This is a genomic window from Allobrachymonas sp., assembly GCF_041912815.1.
Classification (GTDB): Bacteria; Pseudomonadota; Gammaproteobacteria; order Burkholderiales; family Burkholderiaceae_C; genus Brachymonas.
In genome coordinates this window covers 18,274-33,291 of record NZ_JAYRLV010000013.1, presented here as the reverse complement: position 1 = coordinate 33,291, position 15,018 = coordinate 18,274, and the positions used below count along the sequence as shown (strand labels likewise).

17 protein-coding genes are annotated in these 15,018 nt (G+C 68.1%); 8 read left to right on the top strand and 9 right to left on the bottom strand.

The genetic code is table 11. From position 1 onward, the window contains the following. Positions 1-149: 149 nt before the first annotated feature. Positions 150-1,334, bottom strand: a complete 1,185-nt coding sequence (locus ACE3P9_RS09805) for a VWA domain-containing protein (protein ID WP_374493756.1) — start codon at positions 1,332-1,334, stop codon at positions 150-152. Positions 1,335-1,634: 300 nt separating this feature from the next. Here ACE3P9_RS09805 and ACE3P9_RS09800 point away from each other — a divergent pair, with 300 nt between their 5' ends. After that, the gene (locus ACE3P9_RS09800) at positions 1,635-2,201 is read left to right on the top strand and encodes a hypothetical protein (RefSeq protein ID WP_374493754.1); all 567 of its coding nucleotides are present in this window, start codon (positions 1,635-1,637) and stop codon (positions 2,199-2,201) included. Between the two features lie 185 nt (positions 2,202-2,386). Next, positions 2,387-3,121, top strand: coding sequence for a hypothetical protein (locus ACE3P9_RS09795; protein WP_374493752.1), 735 nt, complete (start codon positions 2,387-2,389; stop codon positions 3,119-3,121). A 96-nt stretch (positions 3,122-3,217) separates the two neighbouring features. On the opposite strand, the gene ACE3P9_RS09790 is transcribed toward ACE3P9_RS09795, so the two are convergent. The 6 genes from ACE3P9_RS09790 to ACE3P9_RS09765 are packed head-to-tail and all read right to left on the bottom strand — an operon-like array spanning position 3,218 to position 7,964. Next, entirely contained in the window at positions 3,218-3,835 is a 618-nt protein-coding gene (locus ACE3P9_RS09790) for a GNAT family N-acetyltransferase (RefSeq protein WP_374493751.1), read from the bottom strand. Positions 3,836-3,875: 40 nt separating this feature from the next. Further along, positions 3,876-4,799 carry a cation diffusion facilitator family transporter gene (locus tag ACE3P9_RS09785; protein WP_374493750.1) on the bottom strand — a complete coding sequence of 308 codons (924 nt, stop codon included), beginning with the start codon at positions 4,797-4,799 and terminating at the stop codon, positions 3,876-3,878. 18 nt (positions 4,800-4,817) lie between these two features. Then, on the bottom strand, positions 4,818-5,663 hold the full coding sequence (locus tag ACE3P9_RS09780; protein WP_374493748.1) for an AAA family ATPase: 846 nt from the start codon (positions 5,661-5,663) through the stop codon (positions 4,818-4,820). 59 nt (positions 5,664-5,722) lie between these two features. Then, positions 5,723-6,583 (bottom strand): hypothetical protein, encoded by an 861-nt coding sequence (locus tag ACE3P9_RS09775; RefSeq protein ID WP_374493746.1) that lies wholly within the window; start codon positions 6,581-6,583, stop codon positions 5,723-5,725. Between the two features lie 32 nt (positions 6,584-6,615). Then, positions 6,616-7,479, bottom strand: coding sequence for a PPK2 family polyphosphate kinase (locus ACE3P9_RS09770; RefSeq protein WP_374493744.1), 864 nt, complete (start codon positions 7,477-7,479; stop codon positions 6,616-6,618). Between the two features lie 44 nt (positions 7,480-7,523). Next, entirely contained in the window at positions 7,524-7,964 is a 441-nt protein-coding gene (locus ACE3P9_RS09765) for a DUF1841 family protein (protein WP_374493743.1), read from the bottom strand. Positions 7,965-8,118: 154 nt separating this feature from the next. Here ACE3P9_RS09765 and ACE3P9_RS09760 point away from each other — a divergent pair, with 154 nt between their 5' ends. The 3 genes from ACE3P9_RS09760 to ACE3P9_RS09750 all read left to right on the top strand — a co-directional run bounded on the left by ACE3P9_RS09760 (position 8,119) and on the right by ACE3P9_RS09750 (position 10,493). After that, positions 8,119-8,802 carry an AAA family ATPase gene (locus ACE3P9_RS09760; protein WP_374493742.1) on the top strand — a complete coding sequence of 228 codons (684 nt, stop codon included), beginning with the start codon at positions 8,119-8,121 and terminating at the stop codon, positions 8,800-8,802. A 148-nt stretch (positions 8,803-8,950) separates the two neighbouring features. Beyond that, positions 8,951-9,547, top strand: coding sequence for a malonic semialdehyde reductase (locus ACE3P9_RS09755; RefSeq protein WP_374493740.1), 597 nt, complete (start codon positions 8,951-8,953; stop codon positions 9,545-9,547). 34 nt (positions 9,548-9,581) lie between these two features. Continuing rightward, on the top strand, positions 9,582-10,493 hold the full coding sequence (locus ACE3P9_RS09750; RefSeq protein WP_374493738.1) for a DUF5672 family protein: 912 nt from the start codon (positions 9,582-9,584) through the stop codon (positions 10,491-10,493). Positions 10,494-10,545: 52 nt separating this feature from the next. On the opposite strand, the gene trmL is transcribed toward ACE3P9_RS09750, so the two are convergent. Both trmL and ACE3P9_RS09740 read right to left on the bottom strand, forming a co-directional pair. After that, positions 10,546-11,019, bottom strand: a complete 474-nt coding sequence (trmL, locus tag ACE3P9_RS09745) for a tRNA (uridine(34)/cytosine(34)/5-carboxymethylaminomethyluridine(34)-2'-O)-methyltransferase TrmL (protein ID WP_374493737.1) — start codon at positions 11,017-11,019, stop codon at positions 10,546-10,548. Positions 11,020-11,034: 15 nt separating this feature from the next. Further along, the gene (locus ACE3P9_RS09740; protein ID WP_374493735.1) at positions 11,035-11,835 is read right to left on the bottom strand and encodes a ComF family protein; all 801 of its coding nucleotides are present in this window, start codon (positions 11,833-11,835) and stop codon (positions 11,035-11,037) included. 121 nt (positions 11,836-11,956) lie between these two features. Between ACE3P9_RS09740 and ACE3P9_RS09735 the strand changes: the two genes are divergently transcribed. The 3 genes from ACE3P9_RS09735 to ACE3P9_RS09725 all read left to right on the top strand — a co-directional run bounded on the left by ACE3P9_RS09735 (position 11,957) and on the right by ACE3P9_RS09725 (position 14,969). After that, positions 11,957-12,883: a biotin synthase gene (locus ACE3P9_RS09735; RefSeq protein ID WP_374493734.1), complete on the top strand. Its 927-nt coding sequence runs from the start codon at positions 11,957-11,959 to the stop codon at positions 12,881-12,883. Positions 12,884-12,992: 109 nt separating this feature from the next. Further along, entirely contained in the window at positions 12,993-13,643 is a 651-nt protein-coding gene (locus tag ACE3P9_RS09730; RefSeq protein WP_374493803.1) for an SCO family protein, read from the top strand. A gap of 144 nt (positions 13,644-13,787) precedes the next feature. Further along, complete coding sequence (locus tag ACE3P9_RS09725) at positions 13,788-14,969, top strand: PLP-dependent aminotransferase family protein (RefSeq protein ID WP_374493732.1); 1,182 nt, start codon at positions 13,788-13,790, stop codon at positions 14,967-14,969. The last annotated feature ends 49 nt before the right edge of the window (positions 14,970-15,018 follow it).

Sequence of the window (15,018 nt, the reverse complement as noted above, 5' to 3'; positions counted from 1 at the left end):
GGCACGCACGCAGACCCTGTCCCGCCGCGCGGGGGAACAGGAGAGGGGAGACAGCCCTGTCAGTGCGGGCAAGCGGTCGCGGAGAATTCATGGAACATGCGCATCGTGACCTGCCGACTGTAGCGGATTCCGGTACGGTGCGCCCTGCTTCAGGTCAGCAGCTGCACGCCCTGTTCAAGTCCCTTGAGCGTCAGCGGCACCATGTGGTCATGGCCGATGATCTGGCCGATCAGGTCGACGCTGGGGCGGTAGGGCCACACATCCTGCGGCTCGGGATTGATCCACAGATACTTGGGGAACCCCTGCAGCAGCCGCTGCAGCCACACGGCGCCGGCCTCTTCGTTGGTGTACTCCACGCTGCCGCCGGGCTGGAGAATTTCGTAGGGACTCATGGTGGCATCGCCCACGAACACCAGCCGGTAGTCCTTGTTGTAGGTGCGCAGAATGTCCCAGGTGGAGAACTTCTCGGCGTAGCGGCGATGGTTGTTGCGCCACACGTGGTCGTAGACGCAGTTGTGGAAGTAGAAGAAATCCAGATGCTTGAACTCGGCGCGCGCGGCGCTGAACAGCTCCTGCACCCGCTGCACATGGTCGTCCATGCTGCCACCCACATCCATGAGCAGCAGCACCTTGACGGCGTTGCGGCGCTCGGGGCGCATGCGGATGTCGAGCCAGCCGGCATTGGCTGCCGTGGCACGGATGGTCTCGTCGAGCGCCAGCTCGTCGGCTGCGCCCCGCCGTGCGAAGGAGCGCAGCCTGCGCAGCGCCATCTTGATGGTGCGGGTGCCGAGCTCCTGGGTGTCGTCGTAGTCGCGGAAGGTACGCTGCTCCCACACCTTCACGGCGCTGCGGTTGCGGCCCGGCCCCCCGATGCGGATGCCGGCCGGGTTGTAGCCGCCATGCCCGAAGGGCGATGTGCCCCCGGTGCCGATCCATTTGTTGCCGCCGGCGTGGCGCTCCTTCTGTTCCTCCAGGCGCTTGCGCAGCGTCTCCATGAGCTCGTCCCAGCCCATGGCCTCGATGGCGGCCCGCTCCTCCGGGCTCAGGTGACGCTCCAGCGTCTTGCGCAGCCAGTCGTCAGGCAGCTCGCGCAGCACATCCGACACCTGTTCGATGCCCTGGAAGTACAGGCCAAACGCCTGGTCGAAGCGGTCGTAGTGGCGTTCGTCCTTGACGAGGCAGGTGCGGGCCAGGTGGTAGAAATCGTCCATGCCGCAGGCATCGGCTTCCGGGCCGATCACCTGCGCCTGCAGGGCTTCGAGCAGGGAGAGAAACTCCCGCACCGACACCGGGACGCCTGCCTGGCGCAGAGCCTGGAAAAAGGGGATCAGCATGAACGATTGACTTCCATCAAAACAGCGGTATTCGGCGCCCTGTAAGGCAAAAAAACCACCCACCACCCTATGGTGCACAGAAAAGCTGCGTGCTATAACTCCAAAACTGCGCATACATGCATACCCGGGTGTCAGGGGCATGACGCAGCATGCACTTTCTGCCGAAAGAGAAGTTCAGGTGGCAGGGAGATCGTTGAAGTTATAGCAGAAAGCATACGGATGTTGATGGAATGCACAGAGGCTGGCCGGCAAGCTCTCAAAAACGGTTCGCGTGTACTGTCCGTGCGGGAACGCCAGATCATGCGGCTCGCCACCAGCGATGCTGAATGCAATATCAAGCTCCTCGAAGCCATGGGTGCAGAGGGCGAGCATCTGGTGCGCGAGCTGCAGACACGGGGGTTCCTGAAGGTGCCGGGTGCACCTGAGGCGGTGATGGGGAGTTTTCTCGATGCCGACTTCTATGCGGCGGCCAAGCCCCAGAGCGCAGAGGAGCGCCGTGCCGCCGAAGAGGCCCTGCGCAGCCTGTCGGACATGACGGCCCATGCAGCCGCCATGGCGCCTGCCCCCGAGGCTCAGCCGGCAGCCCCGGATGCTGCCGACAGCAGCCCCGTGCGCTCGGCCAAGGCCACGCAGCTCTACCTGCAGGCGATGCTGCGGACCCTGGCGCAGCCGCGAGCCGAGGAACTGGCCCTCCAGATCGGAGCTGCCAGTGAGCCGATCGACCTTCTGCGGGCCTTCACCGAAGGGGCAGGGTACTTCCTGCGCATGGCGGGAGAGGAGCGCGCGGGCCACATGCGCACCAAGCTGCGCGACATCCTTCCGCTCGAATACACCCAACGCATGGCCAGCCTCCTCAAGGACGACTGATCGAGCCGGTGGATCTCCTGCGTCCATCGCAGGGGCCTGCGTCTGCGGGAGCTGCACCCGTGTGAAACTGCCCATCTCCCCACGTGCACAGGGGAGATGTTTCATCGTATTGTCAAACAGACTTCCTATAGTCGCGCCCGTAGGGTTGTCAGCGCGGGTGGTGACGTGCCACCGGGGAGGAAGTCATGGAATACACGGCAGCAGGGCTCGAAATTCTGCAGTCACGCAGCAAGACGCTTACGGTGCGGGAGCGTCAGATCATGGTGCTGGCCACGGGGTCGGATGCCAGCCGGCGCATGCTCCAGACCATGGGCGAGGAGGCGCTGCACATTCTCATCAAGCTCGAAGACATGGGGCTGATCCGTCCGGTGCGCACGCCCGGTGCATCCGCTCCGCATGCGGCTCCGCCGAGTGCTTCTGAGGAGCGGCCGGAAGATCAGCGTTCCCTCCTCAGTCGGCTCTTTGGCGCCCGCGAGGCCACGCCCATCCCATCGCAGGCGCCTGCGCCCATCGTGACCCGGCCTGCCGTTCCGGTGGCAGAGCCTGTGGCCGAGCGTGCGGCCCGCCCGGTCGAAAAGGACACGACGCCTGCCGTGGCTCCCATCGTCACGCGCGAAGAGACCGAGCCCGTGGCTGCGGCTGCGCAGCCGGCCCGGACACGCCCGGCCGCGCGGCGGTCCATCGTGGCAGCCAAGATGTACATCCTCGACATGCTCCAGCTTGTGCGCAGCATGGAGGCCTCTGCCCTGGCGGTGGACATTCAGACCAGCGCGGATGAGAACGAGCTGGTGGGGCACCTGCTGCGGGGCGCGCGCCATTTTGCCGAGGCGACCAACCCCACGTATGCCGCCAAGGTGCAGGAGCGCCTCTCCGAAGTGCTGCCCGAAGAACACCTGCCCCGGCTCGCCAGCCTGCAGTGAAGGAATGAGTGGGTGCGGACGGCGGCAGTCGACCGGACTGGTTCTGCCTTGAGTTGACACGGCCGCAGTCAGTCCGCTCCTGACTGAGCAGCGGCTCTACAGCCCGGATGCGTGGCGGGTCAGCCGTTCCTGCAGATGGGGGCGGGCTGCCGGCCATTCCTCGCGGAGCATGCTGTACATGACGGTGTCGCGCACGGTGCCGTCGCGGCGCAGGGTATGCTGGCGCAGCACGCCGTCCCTGCGGGCGCCGAGCCGTTCGATGGCCTGCTGGCTGGCCGTGTTGAGGATGTCGGTGCGCCATCCCACGACGGCAGCTCCCAGCGTATCGAAGGCGTGGGCAAGCAGCATGAGCTTGCAGCTCGTGTTGACATGGCTGCGCTGGACGCTGCGGGCGTACCAGGTGTAGCCGATCTCCAGCCGTCCGATGTCGCGCAGGATGCCGTGGTAGCCCGTGGAGCCCAGCACGCGCCCGCTGGCCTCGTCGATCACGGCAAAGGGCAGGCGCTCTCCTGCGGCCTGCATGCGCAGCGCCGTGGTGATGTAGCTGGCTTCGTCTCCCGGAGCCGGCACACTGGCCACCCGCAGCTCCCAGAGCGCGCCATCGGCGGCGGCTGCGGCCAGTCCCGGGGCATGCGTGGGAGCGAGCGGTTCGAGCCGGATGCCCTGCAGGCGCAGGGTGACTGGAACGGGATCGATGGGGCGGGGCTGGGACATGGCAGAAGCGAAAAAAACGGGAGAGGGCCGGTGCCCGGCCTCAGACCGGGTCGATGTGGGTCATGACGTTGAGCACCTGCGGCATCGCGTCGAGCACGCGGTCGCGCGCGCGCAGGGCGATGTCATGCCCCTCCCGCACGTTGAGGGTGCCGGCCACCTCGACGTGGACGTCCACGAGGATGAGGTCGCCCATCTTGCGGGTGCGCAGATTGTGCAGTCCGGCCACCTGGGGCGTGGTGCGGATGAGGTCTTCGATGCGGGCATTGTCCGCCGCGTCAGCCGAGTGGTCCATGAGGTCGCTGAGCGCCGCCCAGGTGAAGGAAAAGCCCATGCGCAGCACGAACAGCCCCACTACCAGTCCGGCAACGGGGTCGAGCACGGGGTGGCCAAGCAGGCTGGCCCCGATGCCCACGAGCGCGATCAGCGAGGAGGCGGCGTCCGAGCGGGCATGCCAGGCGTTGGCCACCAGCAGGGTCGAGCGCACGCGCTGGGCCACGGCCAGCATGTAGCGAAAGAGCAGTTCCTTGGCGATCAGGGCTGCCCCCGCGACCCACAGCGCACTGGCGTGGGCGGGCGTGATGGCCTCGGGGGCGAGCACCTTGTGCACGCCGGACCACAGCATGCCGGTGGCCACGGCCAGCAGCAGCAGGCCGATGACGAGCGAGGCGGCGTTCTCGTAGCGGTAGTGGCCGTAGTGGTGGTCCTCGTCCGAGGCGGCGGAGCTGAAGCGGTTGGCTACCAGCACGACGAAGTCGGCGAACAGATCGGAGAGCGAGTGCAGCCCGTCGGCCACCAGGGCCTGGGAATGGGCCACGAGGCCGACCAGGATCTGCGCGCACGACAGACAGAGATTGACGCCGACGCTGACCCAGGTGCTGCGGCTGGCGGCCCGTGCGCGCTCGGCGCTGCTGACGGGTTCGTCCGCAGGCAGGGAGGCAGTGGAGTGAGAGGGATGTTTGTCCATGGCAGGGGCGGAGGAGGTTCAGCGGCGGCGGTTCTGCATGGCGACGAGCTTGTCGAACAGGGAGAGATCCTGTTCGTTCTTGAGCAGGGCACCCAGCAGCGGCGGGGTGGTCATGCTGCCGCCTTCGCCGGTGCGCAGGGCTTCCGGGGGGATGTGCTCGGCCATGAGCAGGCGCAGCCAGTCGAGCAGCTCGCTGGTGCTCGGTTTCTTCTTGATGCCGGGCACGGAGCGCAGGGTCTGGAAGGCCTCCAGCGCGGCGGCGAGCAGGTCCTGGTGCAGGGTGGGGAAATGCACAGCCACGATCTTTTCGAGCGTGGGTGTGTCGGGGAACTGGATGTAGTGAAAGAAGCAGCGGCGCAGAAAGGCGTCTGGCAGCTCCTTTTCGTTGTTGCTGGTGATGAAGACGAGGGGGCGGTGCCTGGCGCGGACCAGCTCGCGCGTCTCGTAGCAGTAGAACTCCATGCGGTCGAGCTCGCGCAGCAGGTCGTTCGGGAATTCGATGTCGGCCTTGTCGATTTCGTCGATCAGGAGCGCCACCGGCTGCTCGGCCGTGAAGGCCTGCCACAGCACGCCCTTGACGATGTAGTTGCGGATGTCACGGACGCGGTCCTCGCCCAGCTGGGAGTCGCGCAGGCGGCTCACGGCGTCGTATTCGTACAGGCCCTGCTGGGCCTTGGTGGTGCTCTTGATGTGCCACTGCAGCAGGGGCATGTCGAGCTCGCGGGCGACTTCCTCTGCCAGCATGGTCTTGCCTGTGCCGGGTTCGCCCTTGACCAGCAGCGGCCGCTGGAGGGTGATGGCGGCGTTGACGGCCAGGCGGAGGTCATCGGTGGCGACGTAGTGGGAGGAACCTTGGAATTTCATGGCGTGGAACGGAAAGGAAAGGAGCGGCGGAGCAGTGCAGGGAGGATGTGCCGGAGGCCTCAGGCCGGACCGGCGGGGTTGGCGTGCAGGTACTGCATGCCGTGGAGTTCCATGGGCAGGCCGACCGGCGCGCCGACGGCTCCGGGCAGGTTGGCGGCGAGGGAGGCGGCAAAGTCGCCCCGGTAGAGCTTCTGGCCCTGGTGGCTGAGGTTGGAGTTGGCGTCGAGGTGGATCTTGCCGCCCATCTGCGACCATAGCCAGCAGAAGCCGTAGTCCTCGGAGAGGTAGCGGCGCGAGACGGGGTGCACCATCACGTCGAAGAAGCGGTAGTGCAGGCCCTGGTCCTCGTGGCCGATGCTGTCGGGCACGTAGCGCAGCTCGGGGTAGTGCTGCATCATGGCCAGGAAGACTTCGCGCCGGATGGCCATGAAGCCGGTGGGGGCCTCGGTGACGGTGAGGAATCCGTCCTCGTCGATGTCGAGCACCACCTTGCCATCGGTGTTGGCGTCGGTGTTGACGGTGTAGCGCGCATGGCGGGCGTTGAATTCCTCGCGGGTCGTGCCGGCAGGGACGCCTTCGGCGGGCCAGTTCTCGTACTTGAGCGGGTAGACGCCGGCAGCGATGTCGTGGTTGGAGAGCAGCAGGCGGAACACGGCGTCGGGCGAGAAGCCGATGTCGGAGTCGATCCAGATGAGGTGCGTCCAGGCCGGGTTGGCGAGAAAGGCTGCCACGCAGTTGTTGCGTGCGCGGGTGATGAGGCTCTCGCCCGCGTGCAGGCTGATCTGCAGGTCGAGCCCGAGGCGCACGCTGTGGGCCTGCAGGTTGAGCAGGCTCACGATGTAGTTGTGAAAGTACTTGCCGTCATGGCTGGGAGTGCACACGAGGGGGCGGAAGTCGCGCAGGGCGGAGACGGGCAGCATGGTGAGTGAAAAAGAGGCAGGGGAGAGGGAGGTCAGTCGATGTGCAGATTGCGAAGTTCGGGGATGGCCGGCGGATAGTGCAGCCCGAGGCTCTGGAGCACGTCGCGCACCAGGGTGGCGATCATCAGGTTGCGATGGGTCTTGCTGTTGGCCGGCACGATGGTCCACGGCGCCCACGGGGTGCTGGTGGCACCGAGCAGTGCGGCGTAGGCGGCCATGTAGTCGTCCCAGTGCTTGCGGGTCTCGAGGTCGTCGACGTTGAATTTCCAGTTCTTGGTGGGGTCGTCGATGCGGGCCTGCAGGCGTTGGCGCTGTTCGTCCTTGCTGATGAGCAGCATGCACTTGATGATGACGGTGCCGTTCTCGGTGAGCATGCGCTCGAAGTCGTTGATCTGGGCGTAGCGCTGGCGGGTGGTTCTGTCGTCGATCTGGTGGTTCACCACGGGCACGAGCACGTCCTCGTAATGGCTGCGGTTGAAGAGCATGATCTCGCCGTCGTGCGGCATGGCGGCATGGATGCGCCAGAGGTAGTCGTGGGTGCGTTCGAGGTCGCTGGGAGCCTTCCAGCCGACGGTGCGCACCCCGAGGGGGCTGGTGCGGCTGAAGACGCCGCGCAGGGTGCCGTCCTTGCCGGCGGCATCGAGCCCCTGCAGCACCACCAGCACCTTGTGCGACTTGCTGGCGTAGAGCAGTTCCTGCAGGGAGTTGATGTCCTCGGCCAGCGCTTCAAGGGCGGCACGGTCGGTGGCCTTGTCGCCGGTCGAGAACGGACGCGCATCGGGATCGAAGTGGTCGAGCCGGATGGGGGAAGACCTGGTGGAGCGGAGGTCGGCCTCGCTGGTGCGGGGCTGCCAGTTCTCGAAGCGGCTGGCGGACTTGTGGGCGGTGCTGGACATGGGGAAGAATCGGAATGGAATCGGAATGGAGAGCGGGCGGCTGGTCAGTCGCGGGTGGCCTTGCGCTGCACGCAGTCGAGGTAGGCCTGGCCGTCGGGCGGGCGTCCGCTGCGCTGGCTCTCCCAGATCATGCGTCCCAGACAGTCCATGACGGCATGGTGGGCCTCGTGCAGGTCCTTGCGGCGGGCGGCGAGCAGTTCCACGGCCTGCCGAATGCCCCGGGGCTGGTCGATGCTGCACTGCTCGCTGATGGTGAGGTGCATCGACAGGTGCAGGAAGGGGTTGGTGGCACCTTCGGTGTCCGGGACGTGCATGGCGGCGAGGGCTGCGTCGGTGTCGGCGAGCGCTGCATGGAACTCGGGGTGTTCCGCGATCCATCCGGCGATCAGGGATTCCATGGGGTCGAGCGTGGCGCCGGTCTGGGATTTGGCGTGGACGGCGCAGAAGTAGCGGCGCACGTCGGCCTGGCTGGGTTGCATTAACATGGGAGAAATATAAGCGATCTGTGCGCGGGCAGGGCGACGGGAGGTGCAGGGTGGCCGTCCGCAGGCTGTTCCGGCGTGCAGTCGGTCACGTCCCGGCCCGTGCCGGGGCCCCATATGGGACAGGAGGCCTGTGCGGCCTGCGGAAGGAGCGGATGTGCCGGTCATCGTCGTGATCAATCCCAAGGGAGGCGTGGGCAAGTCCACGCTGGCAACCCAGGTGGCGGGGTACTTTGCCTCGCAGGGGGCGTCGGTGATGCTCGGAGACCTGGATCGGCAGCAGTCGGGGCGCCAGTGGCTCGCGCTGCGGCCGTCCTCGGCGGCGCCCATCCTGCCCTGGGAGCTCGATCCCGAGGCGCGCAAGCTCAAGGTGCCGCGCGGGGTGACGCATGTGGTGCTCGATACTCCCGCAGGCTTCGACGGCAAGCCGCTGCGCGAAGCCCTGCGCATGGCCACCAAGGTGGTGGTGCCGCTGCAGGCGAGCGTGTTCGACATGATGGCCACGCGCGACTTTCTGCAGCAGCTCGCCGAGCATCGCAAGCTGCTGCGCCAGCTCGATGTGGGGCTGGTGGGCATGCGGGTGAAGGAGCACACGATCGCGCTGGCGCAGCTGCGCGACTTTGTGGCCGATCTGCCGTTTCCGCTGCAGGCGGTGATCCGGGATACCCACAACTACGTGCATCTGGCCGCGCAGGGGCTGACGCTGTTCGATGCCGGGACGGTACGGCGGTTCGAGCGCGATCTGGCACAGTGGGAGCCGCTGTGCCGCTGGCTCGATGCACCGTCGCAGCCGAGCCTGGAGGAAGCCCCTTCGCCCGAGGCACCCGAAGTCTGGTACTGATGCCAGGAATCGGGGCTGATCCATGCCCATCCATGCCTCTGCGGCGGTGTACAGGCGGGTGTGCGTGGCGCATCCACCGGCGCCCCACGCACACTGCCATTTTCTGCACCGCCATGCGGCGATGCAGCCCTCACACAAGGACATTGCCATGCATACCCATGCCCCACTGGAAGCCGCTGCGCTGGCCCAGCTCTTTGCCGAGGCCCGCACGGCCAGTGGCTTTCTCGACCGGCCCGTCTCTCTGGAGATGCTGCGGCGCATTTACGCGCTGGCGAGCTGGGGCCCCACGGCCATGAATTCCCAGCCCGCGCGGTACGTGATGCTGACCACCCCCGAGGGCCGGGAGCGGCTGCTGCCGCATCTCAAGGAGGGCAACCGCTCCAAGGTGACGGAAGCCCCCGTCTGCGTGATCGTGGCGACGGATACCCGGTTCTACGACCATCTGCCCGAGGTGTGGCACGACGTCTCGGCCCGCGAGCTGTTCGCCGGCCAGCCGGCCCTGGCACAGGCCACGGCCAGCCGCAACGGCACCCTGGGAGGCGCCTGGTTCCTGCTGGCCGCCCGGGCGCTGGGGCTCGATTGCGGTCCCATGAGCGGCTTTGATGCGGAAGGGGTGAACCGCACGTTCTTCCCCGATGGACGCTGGCAGGCGAACTTCCTGCTCAATCTGGGCTACGCCGATCCGGCCAAAACCCATCCGCGCCAGCACCGGCTGTCGTTCGACGACGCCTGCCGCGTGCTGTGAGGCGCGGGGTGCACACGATGGTGGAGGCCCGGCCGTGAGCGGCACCTTTGCGCCCCTCACGCTGGTGGCGGTCGATGGCAGAGCCGATGCGGCGGGGACGGCGCTGGGGCTGGTGTGGAGCCTGGAGCAGATGCCGGGCGCGTCCGCGCTGCTGTGCAGTCCGCAGCGTCCTGCGGAGCTGCCCGCCTCGATTCGCCATGTGCCCGTGGCGCCGCTGGACTACCAGGGCTATTCGTGGTTTGTGCTGTATGCGCTCGGCCCGCTGGTGCAGACGGAATTCGCGCTCATCGTGCAGCAGGATGGCTGGGTGCTCGATGCCGCCAACTGGCAGGATGCCTTCTATGCCTGCGACTATCTGGGCGCGCCGATCCACCTCGCACGCGTGCTGCAGGCAGGCCGCGAGCAGTGGATGCGGGGCTTCGAGTGGACCGAGGCGGCGCTGCCCGACGGCGCGCGCATCCTGCCCGTGCTCAATGGGGGATTTTCCCTGCGCAGCCAGCGCATGCTGCGTGCGCTGCACACCTACCGGGACCGCGTGCGGGTGACGATCGACCCGCCGGACCGGTTGTGGCGTGCCGGAGAAGACCAGCCGCTGGCGCTGCACTGGATGCATGACCCGCTCAACGAGGACGTGCAGCTCACCGCCGTGCTCCGGCCTGCGCTGGAAGCCTGTGGCCTGCGCTACCCCACGCTGGAGCTGGCGCGGGACTTTGCCATCGAATACGCTGCCCCTGCGCTGCATGCAGGCATGGATGTGCGCCGGCTGTTCGGGCAGCATGCGCCGCTGCGCAAGCTCGTGTCCCTGCGGCCGCCCACGGTGCGCTACGCCTGCACACGGGCACAGGCCCTGCGGATTCATGGCGAGGCGGCCATGGTCGCGCTTCTGGAGGGGCGAGGCTATCGGGTGGGCTTTGCGGACGAGGGGGGCGCAGCCTCCGCCGGCTGACAGGGCCCGCAGCCCGAGAATGGCTGCGGGGCCGGGGACGCCGGCAGGCACATCATGCCGTGGCGCCTTCGAAGCCACACTGGCGCCAGGCCTCGTAGACCGAGACGGCCACGGCATTGCTCAGGTTGAGGCTGCGCTGCCCGGGACGCATGGGCAGGCGCAGACGCTGCTCCGGTGCAAACCGGTCGCGCAGCTCGGGGGGCAGTCCGGCCGTTTCGCAGCCGAAGACGAACCAGTCTCCCGGGGCAAAGGTGGCGCTGTGCACCGGGCGCGCCCCCCGGGTGGTGAAAGCGTACATGCGGGCGGGCTCCGGGTGCGCGCTGCGCAGGAACTGTTCCCAGTCGGCATGGCGGCGCACGTCGGCGTATTCGTGGTAGTCGAGCCCGGCGCGGCGCATGAGCTTGTCTTCCATGCTGAAGCCCAGCGGCTCGATGAGGTGCAGGTCGCAGCCGGTGTTGGCGCACAGGCGGATGATGTTGCCGGTGTTGGGGGGAATCTCGGGATGCACGAGGACGACGTGGAACATGGGGGACGGTTTCCTTCAGGGACGGTCGGCACGGGCGAGCACCACGGCCTGCACCGAGGCACAGCCTGCCCGGCGCAGCACGCGCGCCGCTTCCTGCAGCGTGTGGCCGGTGGTCATCACGTCGTCGAGCAGCAGGGCATGGCGCCCCTGCAGATCGGCGCCGGTGTGGCCGGCAGGCACGGCAAAGGCGCCCCGCACGTTGCGCCGGCGGTCGGTGGGGTTCAGGGTGCTCTGGGGCAGGGTGGAGCGCACGCGCTGCAGGGCCTGCGGGCGCAGCACGGCACGGTCGTCTGCCCCGCCGAGGTCATGGCGCCACAGGCGGCGCAGGGCGCGAGCCAGCAGCAAGGACTGGTTGTAGCCGCGCTGGGCCAGCCGGTCGGCCGACAGGGGAATCGGCACGAGCAGATCGACCTGCCGGAGTGCGTCCGCGATGCCGGAGTGGGCAGCCATGCGCTCGGCCAGGGCGGTGGCCAGCCCCGGCTGGGCATGGAACTTGAAGCGGTCGATGCAGCCGTTCCAGGGCCATGCATAGGGAAGGGCTGCGTGGCAGCCGGCCAGTGCGGCAGGCGGTGCGGTCAGGCAGCTGGCGCACAGCGTGGCATCGGGGTCGGAAGCGGGCAGGGGCAGGGCACAGGCCCGGCAGCGCCGCACCGGCACACCGAAGCGCTCCACGCAGGTCTGGCACACCAGCCGGGCGGGCCACGCATGGCAGATGCTGCACACGGAAGGCATCTGCAGGGTGCGCGGTGTCAGGAGCCGCTGCAGCCAGCCACGGGGTGCGGTGCTGCGGGAGATCGAGGTCGGGAACAGGCTCATGCAGGGGCTCCGTCAGCCCCGCCGCACACGGCATGCGGCACCTTCCGATCACGGACGGCGCGCATGGGCATGGAGGGGCAGGGGGCAGGCAGATGCATGGCTGCCACTATACTGCGGCCCCGTGAGTACCCCGGATCTTCCCCCCAGCATCGATCCCCGTGCCGCGCGGCGCTGGCAGCAGCTTGTCCTGCCCCAGAGCCCCTGGCTGCACGAGGAGGTGGCGCGCCGCATGCAGGAGCGCCTCGACGTCATCACCCTGCAGCCCCGGCAGTGGCTGCACTGGGCGCCGCTCAAGGGCGGGCGCGCCGCGCATGCGCTCGTGCGCGGGCACTATCCGCAGGCCGAAGCCTGGGCGCTGGAGCCGGGCCTGCCGCCGGCGCGGGCGGCGGGGCTGGCGGAGGCGCTCGACGCCCCGGCTGCAGCGGCCGAGGCGTCTTCCGGCTGGCTGCAGCGCACCTGGAGCCGTCTGCGCGGGCCGCACACCCATACTGAAGCCCCCCAGCCTGGCAGCATGGACATGCTGTGGGCCAACATGGCGCTGCACATGGCCGCCGATCCGCAGGCCCTGCTCGCCCGCTGGCGCGAGCTGCTGGCCGTGGACGGCTTCGTGATGTTCTCGGCCCTGGGGCCGGACACGCTGCGCGAGCTGCGCGACCTGTATGCCCGGCTGGGCTGGCCAGCCCCCACCCACACCTATACCGACATGCACGACTGGGGCGACATGCTGGTCGGGGCCGGGTTTGCCGAGCCGGTGATGGACATGGAACGCATCACCCTCACCTTTGCCACTCCCGAGCGCGCCCTGCAGGAGCTGCGCGAGCTGGGGCGCAATCTGGCCGTGGACCGCGATGGCGTCACGCATGGCCGCGCCTGGCTGGGCCGGCTGCACGAGGGGCTGCGCAGCCTGGAGCGCAACGGCTCCATTGCGCTGACGTTCGAGATCATTTATGGCCATGCCCTGCAGCCCTCGCCCCGAGCGGGGGCCGACGGCACGACCGCCATCGGGCTCGACCAGATGCGCCGCATGCTGCGCCGCGACCGTCCCTGACATCCCCTGCATGTTCCACAGACGTGCCGGGTGGCCTTGGACGAGCAGGCCTTCGTACAATGCCGGCATGACACGCGAACACCCGCTTTCTTCCTTCTCCTCCTCCGCCATGGCGCGCCGCCGTGTGCTGCGCATGGTGCCGGGCCTGGGACTGGCGGCGGCTGCCGCTGCCGCTGCTGCACTGGGGCTGGCCGGCTGCGATGCCGGATCTTCCTCGGCGGGCAAGCCGGGCAGTGCCGGCAGCTTCAACAGCTTGGACGTGAGCGGGGCGAACTACGCCAAGGACTTCTCCCTGGCCGACATGCACGGCCAGCGGCGCACGCTGGCGGACTTCCGCGGCAAGGTGGTCGCCATGTTCTTTGGCTACACGCAGTGCCCCGACGTGTGCCCGACCACCCTGTCCGAGATGGTGCAGGTCAAGCGCCTGCTGGGAGCCGATGCCAGCCGGCTGCAGGTGCTGTTCGTCACGGTCGATCCTGCCCGCGACACGCCCCAGATGCTGCAGCAGTACATGGCCAACTTCGATCCGACCTTTCTCGCACTGGTGCCCACCCCGCAGGAGCTCAGGGACCGCGTGGCCCCGGACTTCAAGGTCTACTACCACAAGGTCGAGGGCAGCACTCCCACGAGCTACACCATGGACCATACCGCCGGCGTGCTCCTGTTCGACCCGCAGGGCCATGTGCGCCTGCACAGCAACTACGGCTCCAAGCCCGAGGCCATGGCGGCCGACATCCGGCGCCTGCTGCAGGGGCAGTAGGGCGCGGCCGGCAAGTCCCGCCCTGTGCGGGGGACACTGTGTCCGCGTGCGGGCGCAGGGCCCGGGTTGCGCCACAATAGGCACATCTTCTGCGCCCATCGCCCCGTGTCGGACGGAGCGGGGGTGCGGCATCCGGAGCCCTTCATGAAACACTGGCAGTTTGCCACCCGTGCGGCCACCATGAGCCCGTCGGTCATCCGCGAGATCCTCAAGGTCACCGAGCAGCCCGAAATCATCAGCTTTGCCGGGGGCCTGCCCTCGCCGGAGGCCTTTCCGGTCGAAGCCTTCAACGAGGCCTACGCCAAGGTGATGCGCGAGCATCCGCGCGCGGCGCTCCAGTACGCGGCCAGCGAGGGCTATGGCCCGCTGCGCGAGTGGGTGGCCGAATCGCTGCCGTGGGACATTTCGCCGAGCCAGGTGCTCATCACCACCGGCTCCCAGCAGGCGCTGGATCTGGTGGGCAAGATCCTGCTCGACGAAGGCAGCCGGGTGGCGGTGCAGACCCCGTCCTACCTGGGGGCGCTGCAGGCGTTCTCGACCTACGAGCCGGAAATCTTCAGCGTGCCCAACGACGCGGGCGGGTCCATCAATCTGGATGTGCTGGAGCGCGAGCAGCTGCGGTATGCCTCGCGCTTTCTGTACCTGCTGCCGACCTTCCAGAACCCCACCGGGCTCACCATGACGGCCGAGCAGCGCCAGGCCGTGGGGCAGACCTGCGAGGCCCTGGGGCTGCCCATCGTCGAGGACAATCCCTACGGCGAGCTGTGGTTCGACGCACCGCCGCCTGCTCCCATCAGCAGCCTGCACCCCGAGCACAGCCTGTATCTGGGCTCGCTCTCCAAGGTGCTATCGCCGGGCCTGCGGCTCGGCTACATCGTGGCTCCCGATGCGGTGTACCCCAAGCTGCTGCAGGCCAAGCAGGCATCCGACCTGCACAGCCCGAGCCTCAACCAGCGTCTCGCTGCCGAGGTGCTGACCAAGCCGGGCTTCTTGCCCGCGCATCTGGCCCGCATCCGGGAGCTCTATCGCACGCAGTGCCATGCCATGCTGGACGCGCTCAGGCGCCACATGCCGGAAGACGTCACCTGGAACACGCCCACCGGGGGCATGTTCCTGTGGATGCGCCTGCCTGTGGGCATGGACAGCGTCAAGCTGCTGCCGCAGGCGATCCAGAAGGGGGTGGCCTATGTGCCGGGGTCGGCGTTCTACGACACCAATCCCGACATGCGCACGCTGCGGCTGAGCTTCGTCACGGCCACGGCCGAGGAGATCGACCGCGGCATCCAGCTGCTCGCGCAGGCCATCGACGCTGCCCGCGCAGGCTGAGCACCACTCCATCATCTCCAGCCCTTCGTCCGTCCGGGCGCTGAGGGCG

Bases quoted from the DNA above. Each gene is read 5' to 3' on its own strand.
- ACE3P9_RS09805 (WP_374493756.1), bottom strand. From the start codon at position 1,334: ATGCTGATCCCCTTTTTCCAGGCTCTGCGCCAGGCAGGCGTCCCGGTG.
- ACE3P9_RS09800 (WP_374493754.1), top strand. From the start codon at position 1,635: ATGCGGCTCGCCACCAGCGATGCTGAATGCAATATCAAGCTCCTCGAA.
- ACE3P9_RS09795 (WP_374493752.1), top strand. From the start codon at position 2,387: ATGGAATACACGGCAGCAGGGCTCGAAATTCTGCAGTCACGCAGCAAG.
- ACE3P9_RS09790 (WP_374493751.1), bottom strand. From the start codon at position 3,835: ATGTCCCAGCCCCGCCCCATCGATCCCGTTCCAGTCACCCTGCGCCTG.
- ACE3P9_RS09785 (WP_374493750.1), bottom strand. From the start codon at position 4,799: ATGGACAAACATCCCTCTCACTCCACTGCCTCCCTGCCTGCGGACGAA.
- ACE3P9_RS09780 (WP_374493748.1), bottom strand. From the start codon at position 5,663: ATGAAATTCCAAGGTTCCTCCCACTACGTCGCCACCGATGACCTCCGC.
- ACE3P9_RS09775 (WP_374493746.1), bottom strand. From the start codon at position 6,583: ATGCTGCCCGTCTCCGCCCTGCGCGACTTCCGCCCCCTCGTGTGCACT.
- ACE3P9_RS09770 (WP_374493744.1), bottom strand. From the start codon at position 7,479: ATGTCCAGCACCGCCCACAAGTCCGCCAGCCGCTTCGAGAACTGGCAG.
- ACE3P9_RS09765 (WP_374493743.1), bottom strand. From the start codon at position 7,964: ATGTTAATGCAACCCAGCCAGGCCGACGTGCGCCGCTACTTCTGCGCC.
- ACE3P9_RS09755 (WP_374493740.1), top strand. From the start codon at position 8,951: ATGCATACCCATGCCCCACTGGAAGCCGCTGCGCTGGCCCAGCTCTTT.
- trmL (WP_374493737.1), bottom strand. From the start codon at position 11,019: ATGTTCCACGTCGTCCTCGTGCATCCCGAGATTCCCCCCAACACCGGC.
- ACE3P9_RS09740 (WP_374493735.1), bottom strand. From the start codon at position 11,835: ATGAGCCTGTTCCCGACCTCGATCTCCCGCAGCACCGCACCCCGTGGC.
- ACE3P9_RS09730 (WP_374493803.1), top strand. From the start codon at position 12,993: ATGGCGCGCCGCCGTGTGCTGCGCATGGTGCCGGGCCTGGGACTGGCG.
- ACE3P9_RS09725 (WP_374493732.1), top strand. From the start codon at position 13,788: ATGAAACACTGGCAGTTTGCCACCCGTGCGGCCACCATGAGCCCGTCG.